The sequence below is a fragment of the Mesorhizobium sp. P5_C1 genome, assembly GCF_054049815.1.
Map to the genome: position 1 here is coordinate 1 of NZ_JBFULQ010000538.1, position 3652 is coordinate 3652.

At 62.5% G+C, this 3652-nt stretch carries 4 protein-coding genes; 3 read left to right on the forward strand and 1 reads right to left on the reverse strand.

Annotated features, from left to right (window positions below; genetic code table 11):
- Nucleotides 1-795, reverse strand: a 795-nt coding sequence (locus tag ACXJ7R_RS27430) for a 5'-3' exonuclease (RefSeq protein WP_457154560.1), incomplete at its 3' end; no start/stop codon positions are given.
- Between the two features lie 421 nt (nucleotides 796-1216).
- Here ACXJ7R_RS27430 and ACXJ7R_RS27435 point away from each other — a divergent pair.
- The 3 genes from ACXJ7R_RS27435 (at nucleotide 1217) to ACXJ7R_RS27445 (ending at nucleotide 3651) form a co-directional block, all read left to right on the forward strand.
- Complete coding sequence (locus ACXJ7R_RS27435) at nucleotides 1217-2602, forward strand: M20/M25/M40 family metallo-hydrolase (RefSeq protein ID WP_457154558.1); 1386 nt, start codon at nucleotides 1217-1219, stop codon at nucleotides 2600-2602.
- Nucleotides 2603-2727: 125 nt separating this feature from the next.
- The gene (locus tag ACXJ7R_RS27440) at nucleotides 2728-3348 is read left to right on the forward strand and encodes a ribonuclease D (RefSeq protein WP_095084743.1); all 621 of its coding nucleotides are present in this window, start codon (nucleotides 2728-2730) and stop codon (nucleotides 3346-3348) included.
- A 99-nt stretch (nucleotides 3349-3447) separates the two neighbouring features.
- Nucleotides 3448-3651, forward strand: a complete 204-nt coding sequence (locus ACXJ7R_RS27445; RefSeq protein ID WP_457154559.1) for a hypothetical protein — start codon at nucleotides 3448-3450, stop codon at nucleotides 3649-3651.
- The last annotated feature ends 1 nt before the right edge of the window (nucleotide 3652 follow it).

Genomic DNA, 3652 nt, shown 5'->3' on the forward strand with positions numbered 1-3652 from the left:
GAAGTCGTCCAGACCCTCTGCCACCGGAACGTCGGCCTTCAGCGTCACCAACTGGCGTGAAATGCGCGCTTTGTCTGCATTGGCGATAATCGATTCGCGCCTTTTGTCCTGCTTGATCTCGCCGGCGCGGGCCAGCAGCCCGTCGAGGTCGCCAAACTGCTCCAGCAGTTGCGCCGCCGTCTTCGGCCCGATGCCGGGCACGCCGGGCACATTGTCGACGGAATCACCGGTCAGCGCCTGCAGGTCGACCATCTTTTCCGGCGGCACACCCCATTTCTCGATGACTTCCGGAATGCCAATCTGGCGGTCCTTCATCGGGTCGTACATGCCGACCGTGTCGCCGACCAACTGCATCAGGTCCTTGTCGGAGGAGATAATGGTGGTGTCGCCGCCCGCTTCGCGGGCCAGCCTGGCATAAGTGGCGATCAGGTCGTCGGCCTCGTAGCCTTCGATCTCGATGCAAGGCAGGTTGAACGCCCTGGTCGCCTGGCGGATCAGGCCGAATTGCGGGATCAAGTCTTCCGGCGGCGCCGAGCGGTTAGCCTTGTATTCGGGGTAGAGATCGTTGCGGAAGGTTTTCGAGGAATAATCGAAAATAACGGCGAAATGCGTCGGCACAATGCCTACATCGGTGTTGCGGGCATCCAGCATCAGCTTCCACAGCATGTTGCAGAAGCCGGAAACGGCGCCGACCGGCAGGCCGTCGGATTTGCGGGTCAGCGGTGGCAGTGCATGATAGGCACGGAAGATGTAACCGGAGCCGTCGATAAGGAAGAGATGATCGCCTTTTTTCATGTCGGCAGGGATAGCGCGGCTCGATGCTGCGGTCCATGCCAAAGGCGCCGGCACCCAYCGGTTCCGGCAACACCCTGAGAGAATGGCAGCGGCCGGACTGCTCACGTCCATGTTACAAAAGTGTAATTTTCATGCCCTTGAATCGCCACGTTCAAAGACCCAAATAAACGTCATCGGCAGTTTTCGCCGAAGTCCGGAGCAAGGCCCGTCCCCCGCCTATCCCGGACACCTGCGGCAGCCTATCCCCCCTCTCCGGGCTGCCGCATCGTTTCGAGTAGAAGGCCGCCGTGGTTCCCCCTCCACCACGGCGGTCTTTTTTTGTCGTTCGAGGGGCATTGCGCGCCTTGGTCCAATCGTCCCGGGCTTTTCGTTCGCCCAGTCTGCCTTTACGGTCCCGGCACTGAATCGAAAGGCTTCACAAATGTCCGCAGTTTCCTCCGTTCTCGATCGCCTCGACAAGAATCTCGACCAGAGCCTTGAGCGCCTGTTCGGCCTGCTCAGGATCAAGTCGATCTCCACCGATCCGGCCTATGGCGCCGACTGCCGCAAGGCGGCGGAATGGCTGGTGGCAGAGCTCAAGCTGATCGGTTTCGAGGCCAGCGTGCGCGACACGCCCGGATACCCGATGGTCGTTGCGCATCATGATGGACCAGCCGGCTCCCCGCATGTGCTGTTCTACGGCCACTACGACGTGCAGCCGGTCGATCCGATCGAATTGTGGGAAAGCGATCCGTTTTCGCCCGCGGTCAAGGAAATCGAGCCCGGCCGCAAGGTGATCACCGGGCGTGGTTCGGCCGACGACAAGGGCCAGTTGATGACCTTCGTCGAGGCTTGCCGGGCCTGGAAGCAGGTGCATGGCAATTTGCCGTGCCGCATCACCATCCTGTTCGAGGGCGAGGAGGAATCCGGCTCACCGTCGCTGAAACCGTTCCTCGAAGCCAATGCGGACGAGCTGAAGGCCGATTTCGCGCTGGTCTGCGATACCAGCATGTGGGACCGCGACACGCCGTCGATCTGCGTCGGGCTGCGCGGAATGGTCGGTGAGGAGATCACGGTGAAGGCCGCCGATCGCGACCTGCATTCGGGCCTCTATGGCGGTGCCGCCGCCAACCCGATCCGCATCCTGGCCAAGGTTTTGGCTGATATCCACGACAAGGACGGCCACATCACCATTCCAGGCTTCTATGACGGCGTCGAGGAAACGCCGTCGCAGATCCTGAAATCATGGGAGACGCTTGGCGAGACGGCCGAGATGTTCCTCGGACCCGTCGGCCTGTCGATCCCGTCGGGTGAGAAGGGCCGCTCGGTGCTGGAACTGACGTGGGCGCGGCCGACGGCCGAGTTCAACGGCATCATCGGCGGCTACACCGGCAAGGGCTTCAAGACGGTGATCGCGGCGGAAGCCTCGGCAAAGGTCTCGTTCCGCCTCGTCCACAAGCAGGACCCGGCGAAGACCCGCGCTGCGTTCCAGAAGTTCGTCAGGGAGCGCATTCCGGCCGACTGTTCGGTCGAATTCCACCCGCATGGCGGCTCGCCGGCAATCCAGCTTTCCTATGACTCGCCGTTCCTGGCCAAGGCCAAGAACGCGCTGTCCGACGAATGGCCGAAGCCGGCGGTGACGACGGGCGGCGGCGGCTCGATTCCCGTCGTTGGCGACTTCCAGACTTATCTCGGCATGGAATCGCTGCTGGTCGGCTTCGGCCTCGACGATGACCGCATCCACTCGCCCAACGAGAAATACGAGCTGAGCTCCTTCCACAAGGGCCAGCGTTCGTGGGCGCGGATTCTGGAGGCGTTGACGCGCTGAGGCGGCGGGACCCCAGTTTTCCTGTTGATTTTTCAGCGGATCGCGGCGAGGACGGGCCACGAGATAAAAGCGCTGCGGCGTCCCTTGCGCTTCAAGGCACGCCGCAGGCTCGACCGGAGAAGACAATGGCCGACATCCGTTTCCACAAAAATGACCTGCCCGACCTGTCGCACTACAATGTCGGGGCGGTGGCCATCGACACCGAGACGCTGGGGCTCAACCCGCATCGCGACCGGCTGTGCGTGGTGCAGATTTCGCCGGGCGACGGCACAGCCGACGTGATCCAGATCGCGCCGGGCCAGAAGAAGGCGCCTAATCTCGTCAGCCTGCTGAGAAATCGCGGCGTGACCAAGTTGTTCCACTACGGCCGCTTCGACCTTGCCGTGCTTTACAATGCGTTCGGGGTGATGCCCGAGCCGGTGTTCTGCACCAAGATCGCCTCGCGGCTGACCCGCACCTACACCGACCGGCACGGGTTGAAGGACATCTGCTTCGAGCTTCTCGGCGTCGGCCTGTCGAAGGCGCAGCAATCGTCGGACTGGGCGGCCGAGACGCTGTCGCCCGAACAGCTCGAATACGCTGCTTCCGATGTGCTCTATTTGCACCGTTTGCGCGATGTGCTGGCCGGGCGCCTGGCGCGAGACGGGCGCACCAAGGAGGCCGATGCCTGCTTCCGCTTCCTGCCGACGCGTGCCAAACTCGACCTCATGGGCTGGGACGAAGAGGATATCTTCGCCCACAGCTGATGACCTTGGTTAGGCCCTGCTGCCGGTGACCCGTTTGGAACCAGATGCAGGGCGCCGCGTTGTGTCGGCTGAGTCTGGTCTGTTCAAAGGGGGGACGACATGGCGGACAGAAAGCCGATAGCGACCGCGCCGACCGACGGTTCAAAGGTCTCCGTCACCTGGAAGGACGGCGACGGCGTCATCAACGAATCCATCGCGCAATATCGCGACGACGGCTGGTGGGTCTACACCGACAGTCATACGCAAAAGAAGGTCGAGCCGACCAGTTGGCGGCCTGCCGCAAGCGACGATGACGACCAATGAG

Excerpts from the sequence above, each read along its gene's own strand:
- ACXJ7R_RS27435 (WP_457154558.1), top strand. The coding sequence starts at position 1,217 with ATGTCCGCAGTTTCCTCCGTTCTCGATCGCCTCGACAAGAATCTCGAC.
- ACXJ7R_RS27440 (WP_095084743.1), top strand. The coding sequence starts at position 2,728 with ATGGCCGACATCCGTTTCCACAAAAATGACCTGCCCGACCTGTCGCAC.
- ACXJ7R_RS27445 (WP_457154559.1), top strand. The coding sequence starts at position 3,448 with ATGGCGGACAGAAAGCCGATAGCGACCGCGCCGACCGACGGTTCAAAG.